The sequence below is a fragment of the Micromonospora sp. DT68 genome (assembly GCF_049847245.1).
Taxonomy (GTDB): Bacteria; Actinomycetota; Actinomycetes; order Mycobacteriales; family Micromonosporaceae; genus Micromonospora; species Micromonospora profundi.
Window position 1 is genome coordinate 203,592 of sequence record NZ_JBNCNZ010000002.1, and the last position, 26,013, is coordinate 229,604.

The following is a 26,013-nucleotide window of genomic DNA, read 5'->3' on the forward strand; positions in this document are numbered from 1 at the left end:
TCGAGACGACGATAAGTAGGGATTGAAGTGGCCGCCGCAGACGCGCTCGCCAACGTACGCAATATCGGCATCATGGCGCACATCGATGCCGGTAAGACCACTACCACCGAGCGAATCCTGTTCTACACCGGCATCACCTACAAGATCGGTGAAGTCCACGAGGGCGCTGCCGTCATGGACTGGATGGAGCAGGAGCAGGAGCGCGGTATCACGATCACTTCCGCCGCCACGAAGTGCGAGTGGAAGGGCCACACGATCCAGATCATCGACACGCCCGGCCACGTCGACTTCACGGTCGAGGTGGAGCGGTCGCTGCGGGTGCTGGACGGTGCGGTCGCGGTGTACGACGGCGTGGCCGGTGTCGAGCCGCAGACGGAGAACGTCTGGCGGCAGGCGGACAAGTACGACGTCCCCCGGATGTGCTTCGTCAACAAGCTCGACCGGACCGGTGCCGACTTCTTCCGCTGCGTGCAGATGATGATCGACCGGCTGAACGCCACCCCGCTGGTGCTGCAGATCCCGATCGGCGCCGAGGCCGACTTCATCGGTGTCGTCGACCTGGTCGAGATGCGCGCGCTGACCTGGCGCGGCGAGACCCAGAAGGGTGAGGACTACGCGGTCGAGGAGATCCCGGCCGACCTCGCCGACTCGGCCGCTGAGTGGCGCGAGAAGCTGATGGAGACCCTCGCCGACGTCGACGACGCGGTGATGGAGAAGTACCTCGAAGGCGAGGAGATCTCCACCGACGAGATCCGGGCCGCCATCCGCCGCGCGACCATCGGTGGCAAGGCCAACCCGGTCCTCACGGGCACCGCCTTCAAGAACAAGGGCATCCAGCCGATGCTGGACGCCGTCGTGGCGTACCTGCCGTCGCCGCTGGACATCCCTGCGATCGAGGGCACGGCGACCGACGGTGAGACGCCGTTGCAGCGGCAGCCGTCCACCAAGGAGCCGTTCTCCGGCCTGGCCTTCAAGATCCAGACCGACAAGCACCTTGGCAAGCTCACCTACGTCCGGATCTACTCGGGCGTGGTCGAGACCGGCACCCAGGTGGTCAACTCCACCAAGGACCGCAAGGAGCGCATCGGCAAGATCTACCAGATGCACGCCAACAAGCGGGAAGAGCGCGGCTCGGCCCAGGCTGGCGACATCATCGCGGTGCAGGGTCTCAAGCAGACCACCACCGGTGACACGCTGTGCGACCCGGCGAACCCGGTCATCCTGGAGTCGATGACGTTCCCGGAGCCGGTCATCGAGGTCGCCATCGAGCCGAAGACCAAGGCCGACCAGGAGAAGCTCAGCACCGCCATCCAGCGGCTCGCTGAGGAGGACCCGACCTTCCGCGTCAAGCTGGACGAGGAGACCGGTCAGACGGTCATCGCCGGCATGGGCGAGCTGCACCTGGACATCCTGGTCGACCGGATGCGCCGCGAGTTCAACGTCGAGGCGAACATCGGTAAGCCGCAGGTGGCGTACCGCGAGACGATCCGCCGCAAGGTGGACAAGATCGAGTACACCCACAAGAAGCAGACCGGTGGCTCCGGCCAGTACGCTCGCGTGATCGTGAGCGTCGAGCCGCTGCCGCTTGACAACGACTCGCCGACCTACGAGTTCGCAAACGCCGTCACCGGTGGTCGCATCCCGCGGGAGTTCATCCCGTCGGTCGACGCCGGTGCCCAGGACGCCATGCAGTACGGCATCCTGGCGGGCTTCCCGCTCGTCGGTGTGAAGCTGACGTTGCTGGACGGCCAGTACCACGAGGTCGACTCCTCGGAAATGGCATTCAAGATCGCCGGCTCGATGGTGATGAAGGAGGCGGCCCGCAAGGCCGACCCCGCACTCCTTGAGCCGATGATGGCCGTTGAGGTCACCACTCCTGAGGAGAACATGGGTGACGTCATCGGCGACCTCAACTCCCGCCGCGGCATCATCCAGGCGATGGAGGAGCGCAGCGGCGCCCGCATCGTGAAGGCTCTGGTGCCGTTGTCGGAGATGTTCGGCTACGTCGGCGACCTGCGGTCGAAGACCCAGGGCCGGGCTAGCTACAGCATGCAGTTCGACTCCTACGCCGAGGTTCCGCAGAGCGTCGCGAAGGAGATCATCGCCAAGGCAACGGGCGAGTAACTTCCCCGAGCAGGTGATTCGTGGTCGGTCGCGGGTGGTTTCACCCGCCCGCGGCCACCACGATCGGATCGCGTGAGACCGGGCCTGTAGGCTTCATCGCCGCAGAACCCACAAAAGCTCTCCGGCCGCCAGGCCGGAAAGGCTGTCGACAGAGTCCTAAGCGCCGACCGGCGCGCCGGGCGTACGAACCAAGAAGTCCACAGGAGGACACCAGTGGCGAAGGCGAAGTTCGAGCGGACTAAGCCGCACGTCAACATCGGCACCATTGGTCACATCGACCACGGTAAGACGACGCTGACGGCGGCCATCACGAAGGTCCTGCACGACCAGTACCCCGACCTGAACCCCTACACGCCGTTCGACGAGATCGACAAGGCGCCGGAGGAGAAGGCCCGCGGTATCACGATCTCGATCGCGCACGTCGAGTACCAGACCGAGGCGCGGCACTACGCGCACGTCGACTGCCCCGGCCACGCGGACTACATCAAGAACATGATCACCGGTGCCGCGCAGATGGACGGCGCGATCCTGGTGGTCGCGGCGACCGACGGCCCGATGCCGCAGACCCGCGAGCACGTGCTGCTGGCCCGTCAGGTTGGTGTGCCGTACATCGTCGTGGCGCTCAACAAGAGCGACATGGTCGATGACGAGGAGCTCCTGGAGCTCGTCGAGCTCGAGGTGCGCGAGCTGCTCTCCTCGCAGGAGTACCCGGGTGACGACCTGCCGGTCGTTCGGGTTTCGGCGCTGAAGGCCCTCGAGGGTGACCCCGAGTGGACCGGCAAGCTGCTGGACCTGATGACCGCTGTCGACACCGCGATCCCGCAGCCGGAGCGCGAGACCGAGAAGCCGTTCCTCATGCCGATCGAGGACGTCTTCACGATCACCGGTCGTGGCACCGTTGTCACGGGTCGCGCCGAGCGCGGCATCCTCAAGCCGAACGAGGAGGTGGAGATCGTCGGTATCCGCGAGAAGTCGCAGAAGACGGTCTGCACCGGCATCGAGATGTTCCGCAAGCTGCTCGACGAGGCCCGCGCGGGCGAGAACGTCGGTCTGCTGCTGCGTGGCATCAAGCGCGAGGACGTCGAGCGCGGCATGGTGGTCGTCAAGCCGGGCACCACGACCCCGCACACGGAGTTCGAGGCGACGGTCTACATCCTCTCCAAGGAGGAGGGCGGCCGGCACACCCCGTTCTTCCAGAACTACCGTCCGCAGTTCTACTTCCGGACCACGGACGTCACCGGTGTCGTCACCCTCCCCGAGGGCACCGAGATGGTCATGCCGGGTGACAACACCACCATGTCGGTGAAGCTGATCCAGCCCATCGCCATGGAGGAGAACCTCAAGTTCGCGATTCGCGAGGGTGGCCGCACCGTCGGCGCCGGGTTCGTCACCAAGATCATGAAGTGAACTAGGTAACCCCGATTAGACCCGCCGCCGGTCGTGCGGCATACTAGTCAGGTTGCGTAACGACAGTTCGTCGCCTGTGTTCGGCTTTCGCTGAACCTCCGGGTGGCGAGACAGTCGAGCGTGGGGTGGTTGGCGGCCCAGTCGCCAACCACCCTCGCACGGCGTTCAGGTCGCGGTAATGCGATCGGCGCCTTGACCCACCGCGCGGTCAGCACCACTCCGGAACCACGGGGCGGAGCCCGGCCCGAGGGCGCGACACGCCCGACCGCGGGGGTCGGCGAAGTGGGCCTGTGCCAGCCGGTACAGGCGCCCGCAACACAGCGGCATCGAGAGAAGGAACAGAAGCCACCATGGCGGGACAGAAGATCCGCATCCGGCTCAAGGCCTATGACCACGAGGTCGTCGACTCCTCGGCTCGGAAGATCGTCGAGACGGTGACGCGCACCGGGGCGCAGGTCGCGGGCCCGGTGCCGCTGCCCACGGAGATCAACCGTTTCTGCGTTATCCGCTCGCCGCACAAGTACAAGGACTCGCGCGAGCACTTCGAGATGCGCACGCACAAGCGGCTGATCGACATCATCGACCCGACCCCGAAGACGGTCGACTCGCTCATGCGCCTCGACCTGCCGGCTGGCGTCGACATCGAGATCAAGCTGTAGGGACCGGACAAATGGACAGGCAAGTCAAGGGGATCCTGGGCGCCAAGCTCGGCATGACCCAGGTCTGGGACAACAACAAGGTTGTTCCCGTGACCGTGGTCGAGGCCGGCCCGTGCGTCATCAGCCAGGTTCGTAGCGCCGAGAAGGACGGTTACTCAGCGGTCCAGCTGGCGTACGGCACGATCGACCCGCGCAAGGTCAAGAAGCCGATCAGCGGGCACTACGCCAAGGCGGACGTGGCACCGCGCCGGCACATCGTCGAGCTGCGCACCACGGACGCTGGGGAATACTCGCTCGGCCAGGAAGTCACTGTCGAGGAGTTCCCGGCCGGCGTCACGATCGACGTCACCGGAAAGACCAAGGGCAAGGGCTACGCCGGCCCGATGAAGCGGCACGGCTTCCACGGTCTGCGCGCCAGCCACGGTGTCGAGCGCAAGCACCGCTCGCCCGGTTCCATCGGCGCCTGCGCCACCCCGGGTCGTGTCTTCAAGGGCACCCGGATGGCCGGCCGCATGGGTGGCGTGCGCTACACCGTGCAGAACCTCACCGTCCAGGCGGTCGACACCGAGAACAACCTGCTGCTCGTCCGTGGTGCCATTCCTGGCCCCAAGGGCGCGCTGGTTCTGGTCCGTACCGCGGCCAAGAGCAAGGTCAAGAAGGGCGGTGCGGCCAAGTGACCACCGTTGACGTGCGCACCGTCGAAGGCAGCACCAGCGGCTCCGTCGAGCTGCCGGCTGACATCTTCGACGTGCAGGCCAACGTCGCGCTGATGCACCAGGTCGTGGTGGCCCAGCTCGCGGCGGCCCGACAGGGCACGCACAAGACCAAGACCCGCGGCGAGGTCGCCGGCGGCGGCAAGAAGCCGTACAAGCAGAAGGGCACCGGTCGCGCCCGGCAGGGCTCGATCCGCGCACCGCAGTTCGCCGGCGGTGGCGTGGTACACGGTCCCGTTCCGCGTGACTACAGCCAGCGGACCCCGAAGAAGATGAAGGCCGCCGCGCTGCGCGGTGCCCTCTCCGACCGGGCCCGCGCCGGGCAGGTGCACGTTGTCGAGGCGTTCGTCTCGGGCGAGAAGCCGTCGACCAAGGCGGCCCTTGCCACGCTGACCAAGCTCACCGAGGCCCGTCGGGTTCTCGTCGTGCTGAGCAGCACCGACGAGCTGAACTGGGTGTCGCTGCGCAACGAGCCGCGGGTGCACCTGATCGAGTCCGGCCAGCTGAACACGTACGACGTGCTGGTGGCCGACGACGTGGTCTTCACCAAGGACGCCCTGGACGAGTTCCTGGGCGTGCCCGCCGAGACCACCGAGGAGGGTGGCAAGTGAGCACGATCGCCGACCCGCGCGACATCATCGTGGCGCCGGTCGTCTCGGAGAAGAGCTACAGCGAGCTGAACCGGAACTGGTACACCTTCCTGGTGCACCCGGACGCGAACAAGACCGAGATCAAGATCGCTATCCAGCAGATCTTCAACGTCCGCGTCCTGACGGTCAACACGCTCAACCGCCAAGGGAAGCGTAAGCGCACCAAGACCGGCTTCGGTCAGCGCAAGGCGACCAAGCGGGCGATCGTGAAGCTGGCTGACGGTGACCGTATCGAGGCCTTCGGCGGCCCGGTCAGCTGAGGGGTGTAGACAATGGCTATCCGTAAGTACAAGCCGACGACGCCGGGCCGACGTGGCTCCAGCGTTGCCGACTTCGCCGAGATCACCCGGTCCACGCCGGAGAAGTCGCTGCTGGCTCCGTTGCCGAAGAAGGGCGGGCGTAACGCCCACGGCCGGATCACCACGCGGCACCACGGTGGCGGTCACAAGCGCCAGTACCGTCTGATCGACTTCAAGCGGGTCGACAAGGACGGCGTGCCGGCGAAGGTCGCTCACATCGAGTACGACCCCAACCGCACGGCGCGTATCGCGCTGCTGCACTACGCCGACGGCGAGAAGCGGTACATCCTCGCGCCGAAGGACATCAAGCAGGGCGACCGCGTCGAGTCCGGTCCGGGCGCCGACATCAAGCCGGGTAACAACCTGCCGCTGCGCAACATCCCGGTCGGTACCACGATCCACAACGTGGAGCTGCGTCCGGGTGGCGGGGCCAAGCTCGCCCGCTCCGCCGGCGTCGGCATCCAGCTGCTCGGCCGTGAGGGCGCGTACGCGACCCTGCGTATGCCGTCCGGCGAGATCCGGCGTGTGGACGTCCGCTGCCGCGCAAGCGTCGGCGAGATCGGCAACGCCGACCAGTCGAACATCAACTGGGGTAAGGCCGGCCGTATGCGGTGGAAGGGCAAGCGCCCGACCGTCCGTGGTGTCGCCATGAACCCGGTCGACCACCCGCACGGTGGTGGTGAGGGTAAGACCTCTGGTGGTCGCCACCCGGTCAACCCGCAGGGTAAGCCCGAGGGCCGCACCCGCCGTAAGGGCCAGCCGAGTGACCGGCTGATCGTCCGCCGTCGCTACGCCACGCGTAAGCGCGGCTGAGGGAGATAAGACATGCCTCGCAGCCTGAAGAAGGGCCCGTTCGTAGACGACCACCTGCTCAAGAAGGTGGAAGTCCAGAACGACAAGGGCTCGAAGAACGTGATCAAGACCTGGTCGCGGCGCTCGACGATCATCCCCGAGATGCTGGGGCACACGATCGCCGTGCACGACGGACGCAAGCACGTCCCGGTGTTCGTGACCGAGGCGATGGTCGGGCACAAGCTCGGCGAGTTCGCGCTGACCCGCACGTTCAAGGGTCACGAGAAGGACGACCGGAAGAGCCGTCGGCGCTGACGCCGCGGGCATACGGATAGAGGGAACAAGGGGTTACAGCGATGCCAGGAAAGGGCGACGCTCCGGTGCTTCCGGGCGCGCGGGCGGTTGCGCGGCACGTGCGCATCTCGCCGATGAAGGCGCGCCGGGTGGTCAACCTCGTCCGCGGCCTGCCCGCGAAGGAGGCTCTCACGGTGCTGCAGTTCGCGCCGCAGGCTGCGAGCGAGCAGGTGTACAAGGTGCTCGCTAGCGCGATCGCCAACGCGGAGAACAACGAGCGGCTGGACCCCGGCGCGCTGCTCGTCAGCGAGGCGTTCGTGGACGAGGGCCCGACGATGAAGCGGTTCCAGCCGCGGGCGCAGGGCCGGGCGTACCGGATCCGCAAGCGCACCTGCCACATCACCGTGGTGGTCGAAGCGGTCGCGCCGGCAGCGCCGAGGAAGGCCGCGGCGAAGAAGGCCGCCCCGGCCACGGAGGCCGCACCGGCCGAAGCGCAGAGCAAGACGGAGGACGCCGAGTAATGGGTCAGAAGGTTCACCCCACTGGGTTCCGGCTCGGCATCTCGACCGACTGGAAGTCCCGCTGGTTCGCGGACAAGCTCTACAAGGACTACATCGGCGAGGATGTCAAGATCCGCCGGATGATGTCCAAGGGCCTCGAGCGTGCCGGCATCTCCAAGGTCGACATCGAGCGCACCCGCGACCGCGTCCGGGTCGACATCCACACCGCCCGGCCGGGCATTGTCATCGGCCGTAAGGGTGCGGAGGCCGACCGGATCCGCGGCGAGCTGGAGAAGCTCACCGGCAAGCAGGTGCAGCTGAACATCATCGAGGTGAAGAACCCCGAGTCGGACGCTCAGCTCGTCGCGCAGGGCGTGGCCGAGCAGCTGTCCAGCCGGGTCAGCTTCCGTCGGGCGATGCGCAAGGCCATGCAGTCGGCCATGAAGAACCCGGTCTGCAAGGGCATCCGTGTCCAGGTCTCGGGTCGCCTCGGCGGCGCCGAGATGAGCCGGACCGAGTTCTACCGCGAGGGTCGGGTTCCGCTGCACACGCTGCGGGCCAACATCGAGTACGGCTTCTTCGAGGCCCGTACCACCTTCGGCCGGATCGGCGTGAAGGTCTGGATCTACAAGGGTGACGCGGTTCCGGGCCGGGAGGCTCCGGCCGAGGCCGGTCCGTCGCGCCCGCGTCGTGGTGAGCGTGGCGACCGTCCCGAGCGTCCGCGCCGTGGCCGGTCGGGTTCGTCCGGCACCACGGCTGGTGGCACCGAGGCCGGTCGGGCTGCTGCGACCACCATTGCGCAGCAGGCCGAGACGCCGAGCGGCGAGCCGGTCGACAGCGCTGCTGTCGCGGCTGCTGCTGCTCCGGCAGAAACGCAGCAGGAGGGCTGACAGATGCTGATGCCGCGCAAGCCCCCGAAGGGCTTCCGCAAGCCGCACCACCCGGACCGCAGTGGCGCGTCCAAGGGTGGTAACCGGGTGGTGTTCGGCGAGTTCGGGATCCAGGCTCTCGAGCCGGCGTACGTGACCAACCGCCAGATCGAGTCGGCGCGTATCGCGATGACCCGTCACATCAAGCGTGGTGGCAAGGTCTGGATCACGATCTTCCCGGACCAGGCCCTCACCAAGAAGCCTGCCGAGACCCGGATGGGTTCCGGTAAGGGTTCGCCGGAGTGGTGGGTCGCGAACGTCAAGCCGGGGCGGGTTCTCTTCGAGATGTCCTTCCCGAACGAGCAGATCGCGCGAGAGGCGATGCGTCGCGCGATCCACAAGCTCCCGATGAAGTGCCGCATTGTTACGCGCGAAGTGGGTGAATCCTGATGGCAGCGGGCGTTAAGGCGACCGAGCTGCGTGAGCTCTCCGAGGAGGAGCTGGTCACGAAGCTGCGGGAGGCCAAGGCGGAGCTGTTCAACCTCCGCGTGCAGGCCGCAACCGGGCAGCTGGACAACAACCGGCGGCTGCAGGTCATCCGTCGGGAGATCGCCCGGATCTACACGATCATGCGCGAGCGCGAGCTGGGGCTCTCGGCCGCGCCGACTGAGGTGACTGCATCATGACCGAGAACACCACGACTGACGCCACGCGCGCGCGCCGTAAGGTTCGCGAGGGCCTGGTGGTCAGCGACAAGATGGACAAGACCGTCGTTGTCGAGGTCGAGGACCGGGTTCGGCACGCCCTGTACGGCAAGATCATGCGCCGTACGAGCAAGCTGAAGGTGCACGACGAGCAGAACGCCGCTGGCACCGGCGACCGGGTCCTGATCATGGAGACCCGGCCGCTGAGCGCCACCAAGCGTTGGCGGATCGTGGAGATCCTGGAAAAGGCCAAGTAGCGAAGGCTCGAGCTCGCCCGGCGTTGCGTCGGGCGTTGGTTCCGCCAGGCTCCGGCCGCCACGGCGGCCGGAGAACCGGCAGACATAGGAGATAGACGTGATTCAGCAGGAGTCGCGACTGCGCGTCGCCGACAACACGGGTGCTCGGGAGATCCTGTGCATCCGGGTTCTCGGTGGCTCCGGTCGGCGCTACGCGAGCATCGGCGACGTCATCGTGGCCACCGTCAAGGACGCGATCCCAGGTGCCGGTGTCAAGAAGGGCGACGTCGTCAAGGCGGTCATCGTCCGCACCGCCAAGGAGAAGCGGCGTCCGGACGGCTCGTACATCCGCTTCGACGAGAACGCCGCCGTCATCATCAAGGACGGTGGGGACCCGCGCGGTACCCGCATCTTCGGCCCGGTGGGCCGGGAGCTGCGGGACAAGCGGTTCATGAAGATTATTTCCCTCGCGCCGGAGGTGTTGTGACCGTGAAGGTCAAGAAGGGCGACACGGTCGTCGTCATCGCCGGCAAGGACAAGGGTGCCAAGGGCAAGGTCATCGCGGCCTACCCGCGGCAGGACAAGGTCCTGGTCGAGGGCGTGAACCGGGTCAAGAAGCACACCCGCATCAGCACCACCCAGCGTGGCGCCAAGACCGGCGGCATCGTCACCCAGGAGGCCCCGATCCACGTCTCGAACGTGCAGGTCCTGGACTCCGACGGCAAGCCGACGCGCGTCGGTTACCGGATCGACGACAACGGCCAGAAGGTCCGCATCGCGCGTAGCACCGGTAAGGACCTGTGATGACCACGGCTACCGAAAAGACCATGCCGCGCCTCAAGGAGCGGTACCGCAACGAGATCGTGGCCCAGCTGCGTGAGCAGCACAGCTACGGCAACCCCATGCAGGTGCCGCGGCTGGTCAAGATCGTCGTCAACATGGGTGTCGGCGAGGCTGCTCGCGACGCCAAGCTGATCGACGGCGCGGTCCGCGACCTCGCCACGATCACCGGCCAGAAGCCGCAGGTGCGGCGGGCGACCAAGTCCATCGCGCAGTTCAAGCTCCGCGAGGGCATGCCGATCGGCGCGAAGGTCACCCTTCGCGGTGACCGGATGTGGGAGTTCCTGGACCGGCTGCTGTCCATCGCGCTGCCGCGTATCCGCGACTTCCGCGGTCTGGACGGGCGCAAGCTCGACGGGCACGGCAACTACACGTTCGGTCTGACCGAGCAGTCGGTGTTCCACGAGATCGACCAGGACAAGATCGATCGCCAGCGGGGCATGGACATCACGGTGGTCACCACCGCCACGACCGACGACGAGGGCCGGGCGCTGCTCAAGCTCCTGGGCTTCCCGTTCAAGGAGAACTGAGATGGCCAAGAAGGCGCTGATCATCAAGGCGGCCGCGAAGCCGAAGTTCTCGGTTCGCGCGTACACCCGCTGCCAGCGGTGCGGGCGTCCGAAGGCGGTCTACCGCAAGTTCGGGCTGTGCCGGGTCTGCATCCGGGAGATGGCCCACCGCGGTGAGCTGCCGGGTGTGTCCAAGGCTTCCTGGTAAGGGTGACCGCGTCCCGGCTGCCGGCCGGGAACTCCTGCACCGATTAGGTATTGCTCTTCGCCGTAGGCCCGGGGCTGGTGCCCCGGGAACCCCGGCGAGAAAGGCTGACGAAATCCATGACGATGACCGACCCGATCGCAGACATGCTCACGCGTCTGCGTAACGCCAACCAGGCGTACCACGATCAGGTGAAGATGCCCTACTCCAAGATCAAGGCGAACATCGCCGAGGTCTTGAAGGCCGAGGGTTACATCGCCACCTGGTCGGTCGAGGAGCCCGAAGAGGGTGCCGTCGGCAAGCGACTGGTCGTCGAGCTGAAGTACGGCCAGAACCGGGAGCGGAGCCTGGCCGGCATCAAGCGCGTGTCCAAGCCCGGTCTCCGGGTTTACGCCAAGTCGGACGGGCTCCCGCGGGTGCTCGGCGGGCTGGGCGTGGCGATCATTTCGACGTCCCAGGGGCTGCTTACCGACCGGCAGGCCCGCAAGCGGAGCGTTGGCGGGGAAGTCCTCGCCTTCGTCTGGTAACGGGAGACAGGTAGAAATGTCGCGAATTGGACGTAAGTCGATCCCGGTACCGTCCGGCGTCGATATCACGATCGACGGGCAGACCGTCAAGGTCAAGGGCCCGAAGGGCGAGCTCCAGCACACCATCGCCGAGCCGATCACGATCGAGCGTGGCGATGACGGGCAGCTGAGCGTCAACCGCCCGAACGACGAGCGCAAGGCCAAGGAGCTGCACGGCCTGAGCCGTACGCTGGTGGCCAACATGATCGTCGGCGTGACCGAGGGCTACCGCAAGAGCCTGGAGATCGCAGGCACCGGTTACCGGGTAACCGCCAAGGGTTCGGACCTCGAGTTCGCGCTCGGGTTCTCGCACCCGGTGCTCGTCTCCGCGCCGGCGGGTATCACCTTCACTGTGGAGCGGCCGACCCTGTTCCACGTGGCCGGCATCGACAAGCAGCAGGTCGGTGAGGTCGCCGCCAACATCCGGAAGATCCGCCCGCCGGAGCCCTACAAGGGCAAGGGCGTGAAGTACCAGGGCGAGGTCATCCGCCGCAAGGCCGGAAAGGCAGGTAAGAAGTGAGCGCCACGCTGCTCAAGCGCCGCCGCGGCGTCGCCGCCAAGCGCGCCGTTGGGCGTGCGCGTCGGCACTTCCGCGTCCGCAAGAACGTCAGCGGTACGGCCGAGCGTCCGCGCCTGGTCGTCACCCGTTCGCTGCGCCACATGGTCGCCCAGATCGTCGACGACACCAAGGGTCACACCCTGGCGTCGGCGTCGACCCTGGACGCCTCGCTGCGCGGTGCGGAGGGCGACAAGAGCGCCCTCGCCGGCAAGGTGGGCGCCCTGCTCGCCGAGCGGGCCAAGGCCGCCGGCGTTTCCAAGGTCGTCTTCGACCGCGGTGGCAACCGGTACGCGGGGCGTGTCGCCGCGCTTGCCGATGCCGCCCGCGAAGCCGGGCTCGAGTTCTAACAACCCCGTCACGAGAGATAAGGAAGGCTGCTGATGCCAGGTCAACAGCGCCGTGGCGGCGGGTCCGGTGGCAACGAGGGTGGTCGCCGCGACAACCGCCGTGAGGGCGGCCGCGGAAACGCGCCCGTCGAGAAGACCCCGCACCTTGAGCGGGTCGTCGCGATCAACCGCGTCGCCAAGGTCGTGAAGGGTGGTCGTCGCTTCAGCTTCACCGCCCTTGTGATCGTGGGCGACGGCGACGGCACGGTCGGCGTGGGCTACGGAAAGGCCAAGGAGGTGCCCGCGGCCATCGCCAAGGGCGTCGAGGAGGCCAAGAAGCACTTCTTCAAGGTTCCGCGTATCGGCCAGTCGATTCCGCACCCGGTGACGGGTGAGGACGCCGCTGGTGTGGTGCTGCTCAAGCCGGCCTCGGCCGGTACGGGTGTCATCGCCGGTGGTCCGGTGCGTGCCGTGCTGGAGTGCGCCGGGATCCACGACGTGCTCTCCAAGAGCCTCGGCTCGTCGAACCCGATCAACATCGTGCACGCCACCGTGGCGGCTCTGCGGGGGCTCGAGTCCCCCGAGCAGGTCGCTGCGCGTCGTGGTCTGCCGGTCGAGGACGTCGCGCCGGCCGCCATGCTGGCGTCGCGTGCGGGGGTGGCTCGCTGATGGCACGTCTGAAGGTCACCCAGCTCCGGTCCGGCATCGGGACCAAGCAGAACCAGCGTGACTCGCTGCGTTCGCTCGGTCTCAAGCGGATCAACGACGTGGTGGTCAAGGAAGACCGGCCCGAGATCCGCGGCATGATCTTCACGGTCAACCACCTCGTGAAGGTCGAGGAGGTCGAGTAATGACGATCAAGGTGCACCACCTGCGCCCGGCGCCTGGTTCCAAGACCGCGAAGACCCGTGTGGGTCGCGGTGAGGGTTCCAAGGGCAAGACCGCTGGTCGCGGTACCAAGGGTTCCAAGGCTCGCAAGAACATCTCGGCGGCGTTCGAGGGTGGGCAGATGCCCATCCACATGCGCCTGCCGAAGATGAAGGGCTTCAAGAACAAGTTCAAGGTGGTCTTCCAGGTGGTCAACCTGGACCGGCTCGCCGAGCTGTTCCCGAACGGCGGCCAGGTTGGCCCGCTGGAGCTGGTCGAGGCTGGGGCGGTCCGCAAGGGTCACCCGGTCAAGGTCCTCGGCACCGGGGATCTCGGCGGGGTGGCGCTCCAGGTGTCGGCGCACGCGTTCAGCGCGTCGGCCAAGGAGAAGATCGCCGCTGCCGGTGGCTCCGCCACCGAGCTGTAAGGACGTAAGAGACATGGCGCCCGTCCGGTTGTGAGCAACTGGACGGGCGCCATGGTCTGCCTGGGCGCGTGTGCGCCCGGTAATATCGGAATCGGTTTATGTAGCCGGGCGCATCTGCCCGGAGGGGGATAGGGCTGTTAGAGTCCCATCCCAGCCATGGAATCCGGGCACTCGCCCGGGATCCACCCCGACCCGCCAGGGATCACCGGCGGCCCGCCTCGCGCAGGAGGAAGAAGTTGCTGTCCGCCTTTCTCAGTGCGTTCCGTACGCCTGACCTGCGCAAGAAGCTGCTGTTCACAGTAGGCATCATCGCGGTCTACCGACTGGGCGCCACGCTGCCCAGCCCGGGCGTCTCGTACGGCAACGTGCAGAAGTGCCTCGACACCCTCCAGGGTGAGTCGACGGGTGTGCTGAACCTGCTCAACCTCTTCTCCGGTGGAGCGCTGCTACAGCTCTCGGTCTTCGCGCTGGGCATCATGCCCTACATCACAGCGTCGATCATCCTGCAGCTGCTGACCGTCGTGATCCCGCGCCTGGAGCAGCTCCGCAAGGAGGGCCAGGCCGGCCAGGCGAAGATCACCCAGTACACCCGCTACCTGACTCTCGGTCTGGGTGTGCTTCAGGCGTCGGCGTTCGTGGCCCTGGCCCGTTCCGGCCAGCTCTTCCAGAACCGCTGCGACCAGTTCCCGATCATCCCCACCGGCACCGGCATCCCGGACTGGCTGACCCTCACCATCCTGGTGATGACGATGACCGCCGGCACCGGCATGGTCATGTGGCTCGGCGAGCTGATCACCGACCGCGGCGTCGGCAACGGCATGTCCGTCCTGATCTTCACCTCGATCGCGGCCCGGCTGCCCAGCGAGGGTTGGCAGATCAAGACCAGCAAGGGCTGGGACATGTTCGCCCTGGTCATCGCGCTGGTCCTGGTGGTCATCACCGCGGTTACCTTCATCGAGCAGGCGCAGCGCCGGATCCCGGTGCAGTACGCCAAGCGGATGATCGGCCGGCGGATGTACGGCGGCACCTCGACCTACATCCCGCTGAAGGTCAACCAGGCCGGTGTCATCCCGGTCATCTTCGGCTCGTCGCTGCTCTACCTGCCGCAGCTGGCCCTGCAGTTCTTCGACCAGACCGACCCGGGCAAGACCCAGGCGTGGATCCAGAACAACCTGGTCAACCCGAGTAGCCCGATCTACATCGCGGTCTACTTCCTGATGATCATCTTCTTCACGTACTTCTACGTCTCGATCACGTTCAACCCGACCGAGGTCGCGGACAACATGAAGAAGTACGGCGGCTTCGTTCCGGGCATCCGCCCCGGCAAGCCGACCGCCGACTACCTGGACTTCATCCTCAGTCGGATCACCCTGCCGGGCGCGCTGTACCTGGGTGTCATCTCCATCCTGCCGAACTTCTTCTTCATCTGGCTGGACAACCAGCAGTACCAGAACTTCCCGTTCGGCGGCACCGCTGTGCTCATCATGGTCGGCGTCGGTCTGGAGACCGTGAAGCAGATCGAGAGCCAACTCATGCAGCGGAACTACGAAGGGTTCCTGCGGTAGATGAGACTCGTTCTGGTTGGCCCGCCGGGAGCGGGCAAAGGCACGCAGGCCGAGTTCATCGCCGCCCACCTCTCGGTGCCGAAGATCTCGACCGGTGACATCTTCCGATCGAACGTGACCCAGGGCACGCCGCTCGGGGTCGAGGCGAAGCGTTACATGGACGCCGGTGAGCTGGTCCCGGACGAGGTGACCATCAACATGGTCCGGGACCGGCTGGCCGAGCCCGACGCCAGCGAGGGCTTCCTGCTCGACGGCTTTCCGCGGACCACTCCGCAGGCCGCCGCTCTGGACAAGCTCCTCGCCGACCTCGGCACCGCGTTGGATCTGGTCCTGGAGCTCGTGGTCGACGACGACGAGGTGATCCGGCGGCTGTCCGGCCGGCGCACCTGCCGGGGCTGCGGCAAGATCTGGCACGTCGAGTTCGACGCCACCACCCGGCCGGACGTCTGTGACCGTTGTGGCGCCGAGCTGTTCCAGCGGGACGACGACAAGCCGGAGACGATCGCCACCCGCCTGCGGGAGTACGGCGAGAAGACCGCGCCGCTCGTCGACTACTACGGCGCCCAGGGCAAGCTGGTCGGAATCGACGCCACCGGTCCGGTGGAGGACGTCACCACCCGGGCCATCGACGCCCTGCGGTCGTACGGCGGCTGAGGTCCGGCCGAATCACGGCGGATAGAGTGCGAACAGCGGGGTACGCATGACGTGCCCCGCTGAACGGCCACGAAAGGTAAACGCTCCATGCGTCGTCCCCAGCTGGATATCCAGCTGAAGACCCCTGACCAGATCGAGAAGATGCGGGCCGCCGGCCTGGTGGTCGCCGAGGCCCTGCGCCGCATGCGCGAGGCGGTCGCCCCCGGGGTGACCACCGCCGATCTCGACGCCATCGCCGAGTCGACGATCCGTGAGGCGGGCGGCGTCCCGTCGTTCAAGGGCTACCACGGCTTCCCGGCGTCGATCTGCTCCTCCGTGAACGAGCAGATCGTGCACGCCATCCCGTCTGGAGAGCAGGTGCTCGCCGACGGTGACCTGATCTCGATCGACTGCGGTGCGGTGCTTGACGGTTGGCACGGCGACGCCGCGATCACGGTGGGCGTCGGCGACGTCGACCCGGCGCTGCTGCGGATGGCCGAGGTGGCGGAGGACGCCATGTGGGCCGGTATCGCTGCCGCCGCGCGGGGAGCGGCAAGCGGGAAGGGCCGCCTCACCGACATCTCGCACGCGGTGGAGAGCGCGGTCCGCAAGGGCGGCAGGTACGGCATCGTCGACGGGTACGGCGGGCACGGCATCGGCACCGAGATGCACCAGGACCCGCACGTGCTCAACCACGGCCGACCGGGCAAGGGTCCACGCCTGGTTCCCGGTATGGCGCTCGCCATCGAGCCGATGATCACCATGGCGTCGCCGCGTACCGTCGAACTGGCCGACGGCTGGACGGTCGTCACCCGGGACGGGTCGGTCGCGGCGCACGTCGAGCATTCGATGGCGCTGTTGCCGGACGGCGTCTGGGTGCTCACGGCCTTCGACGGCGGCCGGACCCGTCTGGGCGACCTGGTGACGGCCCGCCAACCGGCAGTCTCGGCAGCCTCCTAGACCCCGCACCGCTCTGGCGCACCGGGCGTCAGGGGGTCGGACGGGTGAGACGGTTTTTGTTTCCGGGTGGCATGCTTGCCGGCATGGACGGGCGCGACGGGATGCGAGCGGCGGACGCGGATCGCGAGGCGGTGGCCGAGCGCTTGCGGGCCGCCCTCGGCGAGGGTCGGCTGGACCTGCACGAGTACGACGAGCGGGTGCAGAACGCGTACGCGGCGCGCACGTACGCCGATTTGGACGCCCTGCTTGTCGACCTGCCCCCGGTGGCGCCCGCCGAGCGCTCCGCTGTGGTGCCGGCCAGCCTGCCCGCCGAGCCGCCGAGCGTGGTTGGGGGCCACCATCCGGTCGCAGGTGGCGTCACCGCGCGCTGGCTGGCCGAGGTGTGGCTGCCCTACCTCCAGGTGATCGGCATCGTGGTGGCCGTCTGGGGCGTCACGTCGATGCTCAGCGGCGAGCTGCTCTACTTCTGGCCGGCCTGGGTGGCCGGGCCGTGGGGTGCGGTGCTTGCGGTTCGCACTGTCACCGGGTTGGCCGGGGGAGAGCCGCGACGCCGGGCGATCGAGCGGGAGCGCCGACGGGAGCGCAAGCGCCTGAAGCGTGAGCGGCGGCGCGAACTGCGCGCCGGTGAACCGGACGAACGAGATGATCCTTCGCCAGCGAGCTGAGCGCCAGCAGCCCAGCTCGAAGATCATCGGACGTCCGGGAGGCGGGCCCGTACCCGACACGGTGCTCGGGTGCCGGCCGGTTTGGCGACGGCGTGCAGGTCGGCGTACACTTTCTGTTCGGCGCACAGCGTCCACTCCGGCATGCCCACCCTGCGCTTCGGTGGGAGCTGGAGCCGCGGCTGGCGCGGGCATCTGATCTTGGTCAGTTCCCGTGTAAGACGTTGTGGGCCGCCCGGTGCAATCGACGTCAGGACAGCGGAGGACATGCCGAAAAAAGACGGAGCCATCGAGATCGAGGGTCGGGTCATCGAGCCCCTGCCGAACGCAATGTTCCGGGTGGAGCTCGCGAACGGCCACAAGGTGCTGGCTCACATCAGCGGCAAGATGCGGCAGCACTACATCCGCATCCTGCCGGAGGACCGGGTCGTCGTCGAACTTTCGCCGTACGACCTGACCCGCGGGCGCATCGTCTACCGCTACAAGTAGTCCTGACGACGGCCGGGAAGTCCCGTGTCCGTCTTCGACGTCCGGTCTCGCGCTTCGCGCGTTCCCGGGCCAGATGGGAAGTAAGGCAACCGTGAAGGTCAAGCCGAGCGTCAAGAGGATCTGCAACAAGTGCCGGGTAATCCGCCGGCACGGCCGGGTCATGGTCATCTGCACCGACCCGCGCCACAAGCAGCGCCAGGGCTGATCTCAGCCCGTCCGGCCGGACACGGCCGGGTGGCGTTGGCCCAGGCAGATCCTCAGCGACACACAACACACATGCTCGTCCCAGCCGCGAGCGGTACGTGAAGACGTACTCCTTTCGTGGCTGACCCCCGGTCGGAGGCCGGGGCCCGCTCGGGCAGCGACCGATCCCGGTCGCCGGCGCTTACCGCGTCGGAAAGACGGGACGGCCGGTAGCGGGGTGGGACGGGTCCACACCTCCGCCACACATCACGAGGAGTACGCCCGCACATGGCACGTCTAGTCGGCGTGGATCTCCCCCGCGAGAAGCGGATGGAGATCGCGCTCACCTACATCTTCGGGGTCGGTCGCACCCGCGCCCTGGAGACACTCGCCGCTACCGGCATCTCGCCGGACAAGCGCGCTCGGGACCTCACGGACGAGGAGCTCGTGCAGCTCCGCGACCACATCGAGGGCAACTACAAGGTTGAAGGCGACCTGCGCCGCGAGGTCGCCGCCGACATCCGCCGCAAGGTCGAGATCGGCTGCTACGCCGGCATCCGGCACCGCCGGGGCCTGCCCGTGCGTGGCCAGCGGACCAAGACCAATGCACGGACCCGCAAGGGCCCGAAGCGGACCGTCGCCGGCAAGAAGAAGCCCGGCAAGAAGTAATTCTTTAACCGGAATTCTGGTCGTTCTCCGCCGAGGTAGGCCGGGCTCCAACCGGAACCGGTGCCTACGTCATCAACGGGGCGACAAGCCACAGAACCCATTCAGGAGCGCACAGACTTATGCCACCGAAGGCTCGTGCCGGAGCCGCTGTAAAGAAGGTCCGGCGCAAGGAACGCAAGAACGTCGCCCACGGGCAGGCGCACATCAAGAGCACGTTCAACAACACCATCGTGTCCATCACGGACCCGACCGGTGCGGTCATCTCCTGGGCCTCCGCTGGCCAGGTGGGCTTCAAGGGCTCCCGCAAGTCAACTCCGTTCGCCGCGCAGCTGGCCGCCGAGGCCGCCGCGCGTCGCGCCATGGAGCACGGCATGCGCAAGGTCGACGTGTTTGTCAAGGGCCCCGGCTCCGGCCGGGAGACCGCCATCCGTTCGTTGCAGGCCGTGGGCCTCGAGGTCGGCCAGATCGCCGACGTCACCCCGCAGCCGCACAACGGGTGCCGTCCGCCTAAGCGTCGTCGGGTCTGAGAGGTAGAGAGAGATGGCTCGTTACACCGGTGCAGACTGCCGCCGTTGCCGGCGGGAGAAGATGAAGCTGTTCCTCAAGGGCAGCAAGTGCGATGGTCCGAAGTGCCCGTTCGAGTCCCGGCCGTTCCCGCCCGGGCAGCACGGCCGCGGCCGTACCAAGGAGACGGAGTACCTGCTCCAGCTCCGTGAGAAGCAGAAGGCCCGTCGTGTCTACGGCGTGCTGGAGAAGCAGTTCCGCGGTTACTACGAGGAAGCCGTTGGCAAGCAGGCCAAGACCGGTGAGGTCCTCCTGCAGATCCTCGAGTCGCGGCTGGACAACGTCGTTTACCGGGCCGGCTACGCCCACTCGCGGGACATGGCCCGCCAGCTGGTCAAGCACGGTCACTTCACGGTGAACGGCAAGAAGGTCGACATCCCGTCGTACCGCGTCAAGGAGCACGACATCATCGAGGTTCGGGGCAAGAGCAAGGAGCTCACCCCGTTCGTCGTCGCGCAGGCTCAGGCCGGCTCGAAGACGGTTCCGGCGTGGCTTGAGGCCATCCCGAGCCAGATGAAGGTGCTCGTGCACTCCCTCCCGGCCCGGCAGGTCATCGACACGCAGGTCCAGGAGCAGCTGATCGTCGAGCTCTACTCCAAGTAGTCCGAGCTCGTGCGGTGGCCCGCCCTTCGGGGCGGGCCACCGGAACGGTTTGTGTCGTGGACGTCAAATAGCGGGCGTCCCGGAAGAGAAGAGAAAAGATGCTCATCAGCCAGCGACCCTCCCTCTCCGAGGAGTCGATCAACGAGACCCGGTCGCGGTTCGCCATCGAGCCGCTGGAGCCGGGCTTCGGCTACACCCTGGGCAACTCGCTGCGGCGCACGCTGCTGTCGTCGATCCCGGGTGCGGCGGTCACCTCGATCAAGATCGACGGCGTGCTGCACGAGTTCACCACGATCCCCGGTGTCAAGGAGGACGTGGTCGAGCTCGTCATGAACATCAAGGAGCTGTGCGTCAGCTCCGAGCACGACGAGCCGGTCAGCATGTACCTGCGCAAGCAGGGCCCGGGCGACGTGACCGCGGGCGACATCCAGCCCCCGGCCGGCGTCTCGGTGCACAACCCGGACCTGAAGCTCGCCACCCTCAACGGCAAGGGCCGGCTCGACATGGAGCTGACCGTCGAGCGGGGCCGGGGCTACGTGACGGCCGCGCAGAACAAGCAGTCCGGCGCCGAGATCGGCCGGATCCCGGTCGACTCGATCTACTCGCCGGTGCTGAAGGTGACCTACCGCGTCGAGGCGACCCGTGTCGAGCAGCGCACCGACTTCGACCGGCTGATCATCGACGTCGAGACCAAGCCGTCGATGGGTCCGCGTACGGCGCTGGCGTCGGCCGGTTCGACGCTTGTGGAGCTGTTCGGTCTGGCTCGGGAGCTTGACGAGACCGCCGAGGGCATCGACATCGGGCCGTCCCCGCAGGACGCTCAGCTGGCGGCGGATCTCGCCCTGCCGATCGAGGAGCTGGACCTCACCGTCCGCTCCTACAACTGCCTCAAGCGCGAGGGCATCAACTCCGTTGGTGAGCTCATCGGGCGTACCGAGGCCGACCTCCTCGACATCCGCAACTTCGGTCAGAAGTCGATCGACGAGGTCAAGATGAAGCTCGCCGGGATGGGTCTGGGGCTGAAGGACTCGGCTCCGAACTTCGACCCGGCGCACGTCGTGGACACCTTCGGCGAGGCCGACTACGACACCGACGACTACCGCGAGACCGAGCAGCTCTAGTCCGCGCTGCCGCCACATTTGAGGAGCACCAAAAATGCCCACGCCCACCAAGGGCCCCCGCCTCGGCGGCAGCCCCTCGCACGAGCGGCTGATGCTGGCGAACCTGGCCACCGCGCTGTTCCAGCACGGCAAGATCCAGACCACCGAGACGAAGGCCCGGCGGCTGCGTCCGCTGGCCGAGCAGCTCATCACCAAGGCCAAGCGCGGTGACCTCGCCTCGCGGCGGCGGGTGCTGGGTGTCGTCAAGGACAAGGACGTGGTCTACGCCCTGTTCGACCAGATCGCGCCCCGGTACTCCAACCGCCCCGGCGGTTACACCCGGATCGTGAAGACCGGTCCCCGCAAGGGCGACAACGCGCCGATGGCGATCATCGAGCTGGTCGAGGAGCTTCAGGTCGCCGAGCCCAAGGTGAACAAGAAGACCGCGGCCCGCAAGGCTGCGCAGCAGGACAAGGTCGAGGCGCTCGCTCCGGCCGACGAGGCCCCGAAGTCGGCTCCGGCCGACCAGGACTCCGAGGCGCCGGTGTCGGCGTCCGGTGACACCGACGCCGCCCGCGAGGACAGCGACGAGGCCACCGAGAACAAGGCCTGATCAAGGGCAACGTCGGGCCCGGCACCCCATCGGGGTGCCGGGCCCGACCCATGACAGGAGGTACGAGGTGGACGAGCGGATCCGGCTGCGACTGGACGTCTCCTACGACGGTGCGGACTTCTCCGGCTGGGCCGCCCAGCCGACCCGGCGCACCGTCGCCGGCGTGCTCGTCGAGACCCTGGACCTGGTCCTCGGCGCCGGCACGGCCACCGGGTTGACGGTGGCCGGGCGGACCGACGCGGGGGTGCACGCCACCGGTCAGGTCTGCCACCTCGACCTTCCCGTCGACGTGTGGCGGCAGCACGAGGGGCGGCTGCTGCGTCGGCTGGCCCGGCTGCTTCCCACCGACGTACGGGTGACGGCGATGACCGAGGTGCCGGCCGACTTCGACGCCCGCTTCTCGGCGACCTTCCGGCGCTACGAGTACCGGGTGACCGACGCCGTGTTCGGTGCCGAGCCGCTGCGCCGGCACGAGGTGCTGGCCTGGCCGAGGCCGCTGGACCTGGGCGCGCTGAACGCTGCGGCGGCGGGCCTGGTGGGGGAGCACGACTTCGCCGCGTACTGCCGGCGCAAGGAGAACGCGACGACGCTGCGCGAGGTGACCCGGCTGGACTGGCGTCGGGAGCCGGACGGCATCCTGGTCGCCACCGTGCAGGCGGACGCGTTCTGCCAGGCGATGGTGCGCAGCCTGGTGGGGGCGATGCTGGTGGCCGGCGACGGTCGCCGCCCGGTCGAGTGGCCGGGCAGCCTGCTGACCCGTCAGGAACGCTCCAGCGAGGTGACAGTGGCGCCCGCGCACGGGTTGACACTTGTGGCGGTCGGTTACCCGGCCGACCCGACCGAGTACGCGCGCCGCGCCGACCTCACCCGCCGCCTACGCGTCCCGGTGGGGGACGCGGCACCGGTCGAGGGCTGACGGTCCGGCAGCCTGTCAGTCGCCCGGCAGCTCGTCCTCACTGCCGCTCTGGCTGCCGCTGCCCTCTGTGGCCGCCGGCGTGGGCTGTACGGCCATCGCGGTGTCGGCCCGGCGTTGCAGGACGCCTCGGCTGAGGTGCACCTCGATCATGTCGAACAGCACCTCCCGGATCTTGGCGTCGCCGGACTTGACGGCGGCCCCGTCGGCGCGGACCACCAGGGCGTACGCCAGGTAGTGCCCGCGGACCTGCCAGCCGACCCGCGCCGGTGCGCTTGTCAGCGCGTCGGTGCCGTCGTCGTCGCCGGTGGTCAGACCCCGGAAGCGGCCCTGCCGTTCGTCGAGCAGCTGCCGGAGCCGGTCGCGGGTCCGTTCCGCACTGACCTTGTCGGTGAGGTTGAACAGGCCGGTGGTGACCAGGTGGTCGCCGCTCGGTGACCGCAGGGTGGCCCGTACGACCTGGTTGCAGCCGAGGCGGACCAGCAGGTCGGCCACCTCCCCGGTGGCGGCGACGGCGCAACTGCCGCTGGACTGCGTCTTGAGCACCTTGTAGGCGGGCTGGCCGTCGGCGAGCTTCAGCTCCTTGCCGGGGAAGAGTTCCTTGGCGGTGAGCGGGGCCTGGTCGGTGTCCCGGGAGTCGAGGTCCTGTCGCTGGGCGGGGGCGGGCGCGGCGGCGTTCGGCTGGAGCGTCGGGGTGGTCTGCGGCTCCTGGTTGCGGTCCGCCAGCAGTGCGGCGGCGCCCAGGCCGCAGAGGGCGAGCAGGACCAGGACGGCGGCACCGCCGACGACCGCCTGCCAGAGTCGCCCGGCACTGCGCCGGGTGGACGGATCCACCGGCTGGGCGGAGGTGTAGACCTGACCGAGAGGGGTGCTGGTCCCAGTGGCGGCACGGGTGGCCGGTGGTGGTTGCGTCGAGGGCAGCATCAACTGGTTCGGCCGGGGCAGCGACGGGGCCGGAAAGCGCGACGGGGAAGGCCCGGCCGCCGGAGGCGGCCCGGCGCCGAGCGCGGGCAGGTCGGACCCGGGCTCCGGGTACTCCTCGAATGCGTCCTCATCGGACTCGTACCGATACACCATGTTGCCCAGAGTAGGAGCCATTGTCCCTTTAGGGGCAATAATGGGAAATGTGCGTGCGGGCCGTGTCGTGAGCATGCCGAGCCGGTGCGAGAATTGACGACGTGACCGGCGACCACTACTTCAGCGCTCAACCCGCAAGCGAAGCCCCGGCGCGCGAGGTCGAGTTCACCGTCGCCGACCGCGACTACCGGCTCGGCTCGGCCGGCGGGGTCTTCTCCGCCAGCCGCCTCGACCCCGGCACCGCCGTGCTCCTGCGCAAGGCCGAGCTTCCCACCGCCGACACCACAGGTGACCTGCTCGACCTCGGCTGCGGGTTCGGCCCGATCGCCTGCGTGCTTGCCGACCTGGCACCGGCCAGCACCGTCTGGGCGGTCGACGTCAACGCCCGTGCCCGCGAACTCACCGAAGCCAACGCGGCCCGGGTGAACGCCGCCGACCGGGTCCTGGTCCGCGCGCCGGACGACGTGCCGGCAGAGGTTCGATTCGCCCAGCTCTGGTCCAACCCACCCATCAGGATCGGCAAGGACGACCTGCACGAGTTGTTGCGGCGCTGGCTTCCCCGGCTCGCCCCGGACGGCGTCGGCTGGCTTGTCGTCGCCCGCCACCTCGGCGGCGATTCGCTGCACCGCTGGCTCACCGACGAAGGCTGGCAGGTCGAGCGGCACGCCAGCCAGAAGGGTTTCCGGGTGCTGCGGGTCACCCGGTAATTGGATGTCCCAGCGGCCCGCGCTGGGGCAGGATCCCGGCGTGGGATACGTGGACGTGGCAGCGGTCGGGCACATCCTGCCCGACGGTCGGGAACTCTTCGCCGACGTGTCGTTCCGGGTCGGCGAGGGCAGCAAGGTCGCCCTTGTCGGGCCGAACGGCGCGGGAAAGACGACGCTGCTGAGGATGGTCGCCGGTGATCTGCCGGTGCGTACCGGCACCGTCGCGCGGGCCGGCGGACTGGGCGTGATGCGCCAGTTCATCGGCATGATCGGCGACGAGACGACACTCGCCGACCTGGCCCTGTCGCTCGCCCCGCCACCGCTGCGCGACGCCGGCCGCCGGCTCGCCGACACCGAGGCGGCAATGCGGGCGGCCGAGGTCCGCGGCAAGTTCAGCAGCGCCGCAGGCAAGGCACAGTTGGCGTACGCCGACGCGCTGGGCGCCTGGGGCGAGACCGGCGGGTACGACGCCGAGGTGCTCTTCGACACCGTCGCCACAATCGTGCTCGACAAGCCCTGGGACGCCGTCCGGGACCGGCCGGTGCGCACCCTCTCCGGCGGGCAGCAGAAGCGCTTCGCGTTGGAGTTGCTGCTGCGCGGCCCGGACGAGGTGTTGCTGCTCGACGAGCCGGACAACTTCCTCGACGTACCGGGCAAACGCTGGCTGGAGGCGCGGCTGCGCGAGTCCACCAAGTCGGTGCTCTACGTCTCGCACGACCGGGAGCTGCTGGCACAGACCGCCGACCGGGTGGTCGCCGTGGAGGGTGGCAGCGCCTGGGTGCACCCGGGCGGCTTCACCAGCTGGCACGAGGCGCGGGTCGCTCGGCACGCACGCCTCGACGAGCTGCGCCGACGCTGGGATGAGGAGCACCAGAAGCTGCGCGAGCTGATGCTGATGTACAAGCAGAAGGCGGCGTACAACGACGGGTTGGCCTCGCGCTACCAGGCCGCGCAGACCAGGTTGCGCAAGTTCGAGGAGGCCGGGCCGCCGCCCGTACCCCCGAAGGACCAGGACATCCGGATGCGGCTGACCGGCGGGCGGACCGGCAAGCGCGCGGTCATCTGCGACCAGCTGGAGCTCGACGGCCTGACATTCCCCTTCGACCTGGAGATCTGGTACGGCGACCGGGTGGCGGTGCTCGGTGCCAACGGCACCGGCAAGTCGCACTTCCTGCGGCTGCTGGCCCGGGGCGGCACCGACCCCGACCCGGCGAACGGGCCGGTCGACGGTGCGGGCGCGCTCGCGCCGGTGGCGCACGAGGGCACTGCCCGGCTGGGTGCCCGGGTCCGCCCGGGGCACTTCTCCCAGACCCACGACCGGCCGGAGCTGATGGACAGGACGCTCGTCGAGATCCTGTGGCGGGGCGACGAGCACCGTACCGGGATGGACCGGCACGCGGCGATGGGTGTGCTCAGCCGCTACGAGCTGGCAGCGCAGGGCGACCAGCGGTTCGGGACCCTCTCCGGCGGGCAGCAGGCCCGCTTCCTGGTGCTGCTGCTGGAGCTGTCCGGCGCGACCCTGCTGTTGCTCGACGAGCCCACCGACAACCTCGACCTGGCCAGCGCGGAGGCCCTTGAGGCGGGCCTGAACGCGTTCGAGGGGACAGTGGTGGCTGTCACCCACGACCGCTGGTTCACCCGCTCCTTCGACAGGTTCGTGCTGTTCCGGGGCGACAGCGAGGTGGTGGAGACCCCCGAGCCGGTGTGGGACGTCGGCTGAGAGCGAAGG

38 protein-coding genes are annotated in these 26,013 nt (G+C 68.1%); 37 read left to right on the forward strand and 1 reads right to left on the reverse strand.

What is annotated here, in order from left to right; genetic code table 11:
- Positions 1-27 precede the first annotated feature (27 nt).
- From fusA to truA, 35 genes are all read left to right on the forward strand, one after another.
- Positions 28-2,124: an elongation factor G gene (gene fusA / locus ACPXB1_RS04140; RefSeq protein ID WP_355590460.1), complete on the forward strand. Its 2,097-nt coding sequence runs from the start codon at positions 28-30 to the stop codon at positions 2,122-2,124.
- A 213-nt stretch (positions 2,125-2,337) separates the two neighbouring features.
- Positions 2,338-3,531 carry an elongation factor Tu gene (tuf, locus tag ACPXB1_RS04145; RefSeq protein WP_203174878.1) on the forward strand — a complete coding sequence of 398 codons (1,194 nt, stop codon included), beginning with the start codon at positions 2,338-2,340 and terminating at the stop codon, positions 3,529-3,531.
- A gap of 350 nt (positions 3,532-3,881) precedes the next feature.
- Entirely contained in the window at positions 3,882-4,190 is a 309-nt protein-coding gene (rpsJ, locus tag ACPXB1_RS04150) for a 30S ribosomal protein S10 (protein ID WP_007073037.1), read from the forward strand.
- A gap of 11 nt (positions 4,191-4,201) precedes the next feature.
- Positions 4,202-4,867, forward strand: a complete 666-nt coding sequence (gene rplC, locus ACPXB1_RS04155; protein WP_053653948.1) for a 50S ribosomal protein L3 — start codon at positions 4,202-4,204, stop codon at positions 4,865-4,867.
- Positions 4,864-5,514, forward strand: a complete 651-nt coding sequence (rplD, locus tag ACPXB1_RS04160; protein WP_053653946.1) for a 50S ribosomal protein L4 — start codon at positions 4,864-4,866, stop codon at positions 5,512-5,514. Before rplC ends, rplD begins: the two co-directional genes overlap by 4 nt.
- Positions 5,511-5,813: a 50S ribosomal protein L23 gene (rplW, locus tag ACPXB1_RS04165; protein ID WP_007465304.1), complete on the forward strand. Its 303-nt coding sequence runs from the start codon at positions 5,511-5,513 to the stop codon at positions 5,811-5,813. The genes rplD and rplW overlap by 4 nt, the downstream gene beginning before the upstream one ends.
- A 12-nt stretch (positions 5,814-5,825) precedes the next feature.
- Positions 5,826-6,665 (forward strand): 50S ribosomal protein L2, encoded by an 840-nt coding sequence (gene rplB / locus ACPXB1_RS04170; RefSeq protein ID WP_355590466.1) that lies wholly within the window; start codon positions 5,826-5,828, stop codon positions 6,663-6,665.
- 12 nt (positions 6,666-6,677) lie between these two features.
- Positions 6,678-6,959 (forward strand): 30S ribosomal protein S19, encoded by a 282-nt coding sequence (gene rpsS, locus ACPXB1_RS04175; protein WP_007465299.1) that lies wholly within the window; start codon positions 6,678-6,680, stop codon positions 6,957-6,959.
- Positions 6,960-7,000: 41 nt separating this feature from the next.
- On the forward strand, positions 7,001-7,459 hold the full coding sequence (gene rplV / locus ACPXB1_RS04180) for a 50S ribosomal protein L22 (protein ID WP_053653942.1): 459 nt from the start codon (positions 7,001-7,003) through the stop codon (positions 7,457-7,459).
- Positions 7,459-8,328 (forward strand): 30S ribosomal protein S3, encoded by an 870-nt coding sequence (gene rpsC, locus ACPXB1_RS04185; protein ID WP_007465294.1) that lies wholly within the window; start codon positions 7,459-7,461, stop codon positions 8,326-8,328. Before rplV ends, rpsC begins: the two co-directional genes overlap by 1 nt.
- A gap of 3 nt (positions 8,329-8,331) precedes the next feature.
- Positions 8,332-8,757: a 50S ribosomal protein L16 gene (gene rplP / locus ACPXB1_RS04190; protein ID WP_007465292.1), complete on the forward strand. Its 426-nt coding sequence runs from the start codon at positions 8,332-8,334 to the stop codon at positions 8,755-8,757.
- On the forward strand, positions 8,757-8,993 hold the full coding sequence (gene rpmC / locus ACPXB1_RS04195) for a 50S ribosomal protein L29 (RefSeq protein ID WP_007465283.1): 237 nt from the start codon (positions 8,757-8,759) through the stop codon (positions 8,991-8,993). Before rplP ends, rpmC begins: the two co-directional genes overlap by 1 nt.
- Positions 8,990-9,268 (forward strand): 30S ribosomal protein S17, encoded by a 279-nt coding sequence (rpsQ, locus tag ACPXB1_RS04200; protein ID WP_053653938.1) that lies wholly within the window; start codon positions 8,990-8,992, stop codon positions 9,266-9,268. The genes rpmC and rpsQ overlap by 4 nt, the downstream gene beginning before the upstream one ends.
- A gap of 97 nt (positions 9,269-9,365) precedes the next feature.
- Positions 9,366-9,734, forward strand: coding sequence for a 50S ribosomal protein L14 (rplN, locus tag ACPXB1_RS04205; RefSeq protein WP_015619002.1), 369 nt, complete (start codon positions 9,366-9,368; stop codon positions 9,732-9,734).
- Complete coding sequence (gene rplX / locus ACPXB1_RS04210; protein ID WP_007465276.1) at positions 9,731-10,051, forward strand: 50S ribosomal protein L24; 321 nt, start codon at positions 9,731-9,733, stop codon at positions 10,049-10,051. Before rplN ends, rplX begins: the two co-directional genes overlap by 4 nt.
- Positions 10,051-10,617, forward strand: coding sequence for a 50S ribosomal protein L5 (gene rplE / locus ACPXB1_RS04215; RefSeq protein ID WP_088987580.1), 567 nt, complete (start codon positions 10,051-10,053; stop codon positions 10,615-10,617). The genes rplX and rplE overlap by 1 nt, the downstream gene beginning before the upstream one ends.
- A 1-nt stretch (position 10,618) precedes the next feature.
- Positions 10,619-10,804, forward strand: a complete 186-nt coding sequence (locus ACPXB1_RS04220; protein ID WP_007465272.1) for a type Z 30S ribosomal protein S14 — start codon at positions 10,619-10,621, stop codon at positions 10,802-10,804.
- Between the two features lie 116 nt (positions 10,805-10,920).
- Entirely contained in the window at positions 10,921-11,328 is a 408-nt protein-coding gene (rpsH, locus tag ACPXB1_RS04225; protein WP_007465270.1) for a 30S ribosomal protein S8, read from the forward strand.
- Between the two features lie 16 nt (positions 11,329-11,344).
- On the forward strand, positions 11,345-11,887 hold the full coding sequence (gene rplF / locus ACPXB1_RS04230; protein WP_425734828.1) for a 50S ribosomal protein L6: 543 nt from the start codon (positions 11,345-11,347) through the stop codon (positions 11,885-11,887).
- Positions 11,884-12,273 carry a 50S ribosomal protein L18 gene (rplR, locus tag ACPXB1_RS04235; RefSeq protein WP_030329901.1) on the forward strand — a complete coding sequence of 130 codons (390 nt, stop codon included), beginning with the start codon at positions 11,884-11,886 and terminating at the stop codon, positions 12,271-12,273. Before rplF ends, rplR begins: the two co-directional genes overlap by 4 nt.
- Positions 12,274-12,306: 33 nt before the next feature.
- On the forward strand, positions 12,307-12,921 hold the full coding sequence (gene rpsE, locus ACPXB1_RS04240) for a 30S ribosomal protein S5 (RefSeq protein ID WP_053653932.1): 615 nt from the start codon (positions 12,307-12,309) through the stop codon (positions 12,919-12,921).
- Complete coding sequence (rpmD, locus tag ACPXB1_RS04245) at positions 12,921-13,103, forward strand: 50S ribosomal protein L30 (RefSeq protein ID WP_030329904.1); 183 nt, start codon at positions 12,921-12,923, stop codon at positions 13,101-13,103. Before rpsE ends, rpmD begins: the two co-directional genes overlap by 1 nt.
- Positions 13,103-13,546: a 50S ribosomal protein L15 gene (rplO, locus tag ACPXB1_RS04250; RefSeq protein WP_053653930.1), complete on the forward strand. Its 444-nt coding sequence runs from the start codon at positions 13,103-13,105 to the stop codon at positions 13,544-13,546. Before rpmD ends, rplO begins: the two co-directional genes overlap by 1 nt.
- 236 nt (positions 13,547-13,782) lie before the next feature.
- A complete protein-coding gene (secY, locus tag ACPXB1_RS04255; RefSeq protein WP_053653928.1) occupies positions 13,783-15,111 on the forward strand; it encodes a preprotein translocase subunit SecY in 1,329 nt (442 codons plus the stop codon).
- Positions 15,112-15,765, forward strand: a complete 654-nt coding sequence (locus tag ACPXB1_RS04260) for an adenylate kinase (protein ID WP_053653926.1) — start codon at positions 15,112-15,114, stop codon at positions 15,763-15,765.
- Between the two features lie 87 nt (positions 15,766-15,852).
- Positions 15,853-16,704 carry a type I methionyl aminopeptidase gene (gene map / locus ACPXB1_RS04265; RefSeq protein ID WP_355590476.1) on the forward strand — a complete coding sequence of 284 codons (852 nt, stop codon included), beginning with the start codon at positions 15,853-15,855 and terminating at the stop codon, positions 16,702-16,704.
- An 83-nt stretch (positions 16,705-16,787) separates the two neighbouring features.
- Positions 16,788-17,369: a DUF1707 SHOCT-like domain-containing protein gene (locus tag ACPXB1_RS04270; RefSeq protein ID WP_425734893.1), complete on the forward strand. Its 582-nt coding sequence runs from the start codon at positions 16,788-16,790 to the stop codon at positions 17,367-17,369.
- Between the two features lie 264 nt (positions 17,370-17,633).
- Positions 17,634-17,855 carry a translation initiation factor IF-1 gene (infA, locus tag ACPXB1_RS04275; RefSeq protein ID WP_007073013.1) on the forward strand — a complete coding sequence of 74 codons (222 nt, stop codon included), beginning with the start codon at positions 17,634-17,636 and terminating at the stop codon, positions 17,853-17,855.
- A 91-nt stretch (positions 17,856-17,946) separates the two neighbouring features.
- Complete coding sequence (rpmJ, locus tag ACPXB1_RS04280) at positions 17,947-18,060, forward strand: 50S ribosomal protein L36 (protein ID WP_012184307.1); 114 nt, start codon at positions 17,947-17,949, stop codon at positions 18,058-18,060.
- 266 nt (positions 18,061-18,326) lie between these two features.
- Positions 18,327-18,707: a 30S ribosomal protein S13 gene (rpsM, locus tag ACPXB1_RS04285; protein WP_007465236.1), complete on the forward strand. Its 381-nt coding sequence runs from the start codon at positions 18,327-18,329 to the stop codon at positions 18,705-18,707.
- A gap of 119 nt (positions 18,708-18,826) precedes the next feature.
- Entirely contained in the window at positions 18,827-19,234 is a 408-nt protein-coding gene (gene rpsK, locus ACPXB1_RS04290; RefSeq protein WP_030329919.1) for a 30S ribosomal protein S11, read from the forward strand.
- Between the two features lie 13 nt (positions 19,235-19,247).
- Entirely contained in the window at positions 19,248-19,874 is a 627-nt protein-coding gene (gene rpsD / locus ACPXB1_RS04295; protein ID WP_007465229.1) for a 30S ribosomal protein S4, read from the forward strand.
- A gap of 98 nt (positions 19,875-19,972) precedes the next feature.
- Positions 19,973-20,995 carry a DNA-directed RNA polymerase subunit alpha gene (locus ACPXB1_RS04300; protein WP_007465227.1) on the forward strand — a complete coding sequence of 341 codons (1,023 nt, stop codon included), beginning with the start codon at positions 19,973-19,975 and terminating at the stop codon, positions 20,993-20,995.
- A 34-nt stretch (positions 20,996-21,029) separates the two neighbouring features.
- Positions 21,030-21,587, forward strand: a complete 558-nt coding sequence (gene rplQ, locus ACPXB1_RS04305) for a 50S ribosomal protein L17 (protein WP_053653920.1) — start codon at positions 21,030-21,032, stop codon at positions 21,585-21,587.
- 67 nt (positions 21,588-21,654) lie between these two features.
- Positions 21,655-22,503 (forward strand): tRNA pseudouridine(38-40) synthase TruA, encoded by an 849-nt coding sequence (gene truA, locus ACPXB1_RS04310; protein ID WP_425734829.1) that lies wholly within the window; start codon positions 21,655-21,657, stop codon positions 22,501-22,503.
- 15 nt (positions 22,504-22,518) lie between these two features.
- Here truA and ACPXB1_RS04315 read toward each other — a convergent pair whose 3' ends face one another.
- Positions 22,519-23,577, reverse strand: coding sequence for a hypothetical protein (locus ACPXB1_RS04315; RefSeq protein ID WP_355590482.1), 1,059 nt, complete (start codon positions 23,575-23,577; stop codon positions 22,519-22,521).
- 101 nt (positions 23,578-23,678) lie between these two features.
- Between ACPXB1_RS04315 and ACPXB1_RS04320 the strand changes: the two genes are divergently transcribed.
- A complete protein-coding gene (locus ACPXB1_RS04320) occupies positions 23,679-24,284 on the forward strand; it encodes a class I SAM-dependent methyltransferase (RefSeq protein WP_355590485.1) in 606 nt (201 codons plus the stop codon).
- Between the two features lie 40 nt (positions 24,285-24,324).
- Positions 24,325-26,004, forward strand: coding sequence for an ABC-F family ATP-binding cassette domain-containing protein (locus ACPXB1_RS04325; protein WP_355631824.1), 1,680 nt, complete (start codon positions 24,325-24,327; stop codon positions 26,002-26,004).
- Positions 26,005-26,013 lie beyond the last annotated feature (9 nt).

Coding starts and splice junctions, on each gene's coding strand:
- rpsJ (WP_007073037.1), top strand. CDS start 3,882: ATGGCGGGACAGAAGATCCGCATCCGGCTCAAGGCCTATGACCACGAG.
- rplC (WP_053653948.1), top strand. CDS start 4,202: ATGGACAGGCAAGTCAAGGGGATCCTGGGCGCCAAGCTCGGCATGACC.
- rplB (WP_355590466.1), top strand. CDS start 5,826: ATGGCTATCCGTAAGTACAAGCCGACGACGCCGGGCCGACGTGGCTCC.
- rpsS (WP_007465299.1), top strand. CDS start 6,678: ATGCCTCGCAGCCTGAAGAAGGGCCCGTTCGTAGACGACCACCTGCTC.
- rplV (WP_053653942.1), top strand. CDS start 7,001: ATGCCAGGAAAGGGCGACGCTCCGGTGCTTCCGGGCGCGCGGGCGGTT.
- rpsC (WP_007465294.1), top strand. CDS start 7,459: ATGGGTCAGAAGGTTCACCCCACTGGGTTCCGGCTCGGCATCTCGACC.
- rplP (WP_007465292.1), top strand. CDS start 8,332: ATGCTGATGCCGCGCAAGCCCCCGAAGGGCTTCCGCAAGCCGCACCAC.
- rpmC (WP_007465283.1), top strand. CDS start 8,757: ATGGCAGCGGGCGTTAAGGCGACCGAGCTGCGTGAGCTCTCCGAGGAG.
- rpsQ (WP_053653938.1), top strand. CDS start 8,990: ATGACCGAGAACACCACGACTGACGCCACGCGCGCGCGCCGTAAGGTT.
- rplE (WP_088987580.1), top strand. CDS start 10,051: ATGACCACGGCTACCGAAAAGACCATGCCGCGCCTCAAGGAGCGGTAC.
- ACPXB1_RS04220 (WP_007465272.1), top strand. CDS start 10,619: ATGGCCAAGAAGGCGCTGATCATCAAGGCGGCCGCGAAGCCGAAGTTC.
- rpsH (WP_007465270.1), top strand. CDS start 10,921: ATGACGATGACCGACCCGATCGCAGACATGCTCACGCGTCTGCGTAAC.
- rplF (WP_425734828.1), top strand. CDS start 11,345: ATGTCGCGAATTGGACGTAAGTCGATCCCGGTACCGTCCGGCGTCGAT.
- rpsE (WP_053653932.1), top strand. CDS start 12,307: ATGCCAGGTCAACAGCGCCGTGGCGGCGGGTCCGGTGGCAACGAGGGT.
- rpmD (WP_030329904.1), top strand. CDS start 12,921: ATGGCACGTCTGAAGGTCACCCAGCTCCGGTCCGGCATCGGGACCAAG.
- rplO (WP_053653930.1), top strand. CDS start 13,103: ATGACGATCAAGGTGCACCACCTGCGCCCGGCGCCTGGTTCCAAGACC.
- ACPXB1_RS04260 (WP_053653926.1), top strand. CDS start 15,112: ATGAGACTCGTTCTGGTTGGCCCGCCGGGAGCGGGCAAAGGCACGCAG.
- map (WP_355590476.1), top strand. CDS start 15,853: ATGCGTCGTCCCCAGCTGGATATCCAGCTGAAGACCCCTGACCAGATC.
- ACPXB1_RS04270 (WP_425734893.1), top strand. CDS start 16,788: ATGGACGGGCGCGACGGGATGCGAGCGGCGGACGCGGATCGCGAGGCG.
- infA (WP_007073013.1), top strand. CDS start 17,634: ATGCCGAAAAAAGACGGAGCCATCGAGATCGAGGGTCGGGTCATCGAG.
- rpsM (WP_007465236.1), top strand. CDS start 18,327: ATGGCACGTCTAGTCGGCGTGGATCTCCCCCGCGAGAAGCGGATGGAG.
- rpsK (WP_030329919.1), top strand. CDS start 18,827: ATGCCACCGAAGGCTCGTGCCGGAGCCGCTGTAAAGAAGGTCCGGCGC.
- rpsD (WP_007465229.1), top strand. CDS start 19,248: ATGGCTCGTTACACCGGTGCAGACTGCCGCCGTTGCCGGCGGGAGAAG.
- ACPXB1_RS04300 (WP_007465227.1), top strand. CDS start 19,973: ATGCTCATCAGCCAGCGACCCTCCCTCTCCGAGGAGTCGATCAACGAG.
- rplQ (WP_053653920.1), top strand. CDS start 21,030: ATGCCCACGCCCACCAAGGGCCCCCGCCTCGGCGGCAGCCCCTCGCAC.
- ACPXB1_RS04315 (WP_355590482.1), bottom strand. CDS start 23,577: ATGGTGTATCGGTACGAGTCCGATGAGGACGCATTCGAGGAGTACCCG.